At 61.4% G+C, this 492-nt stretch carries 1 protein-coding gene; it reads right to left on the reverse strand.

The genetic code is table 11. From position 1 onward, the window contains the following. A partial coding sequence (locus ACAG25_RS24795) for an Ig-like domain-containing protein (RefSeq protein WP_370491060.1) occupies positions 1–492 on the reverse strand: 492 nt, incomplete at both ends.

Below are 492 nucleotides of genomic sequence, written 5' to 3' on the forward strand. Positions count from 1 at the left end.
TGAAGTTGAGGCCGGGGGCGTAGGTGTAGTTGCCGGCTTCATCGATGGTGTAGCTGCCGCCGTTGGTGGTGGTGCCACTGACGACCGGGGTGACAGTCAGGATCTCGTCGGTGCCGTCGACGTTCTGGTCGCGATCGTTGGTCAAGACATTGCCGATTATCTGTCCGCCGTCTTCGTCGACGGAGTTTGTGTCGTCGATGGCGGTGACGGGGTCGTTCACGGCGGCGATCGAGATGGTCACGGTGCCGGTCGAGGAAGTGGTTCCGTCGGAGACGATGTAGGTGAAGGTGTCTTCACCGTTGAAGTTTTCTGCCGGGGTGTAGGTGTAGTTGCCCTCGGCGTCAAGGGAATACGTTCCACCGTTGGTGGTGGTGCCACTCGCGACCGGGGTGACGGTCAGAACCTCGTCGGTGCCGTCGACATTCTGCTCACGATCGTTGTCGAGGACGTTGCCGGTCACCGGGGCGTCGTCTTCGGTGCCGGTGTTGGTGT

The organism is Mycobacterium sp. pV006, assembly GCF_041287115.1.
GTDB lineage: Bacteria > Actinomycetota > Actinomycetes > Mycobacteriales > Mycobacteriaceae > Mycobacterium.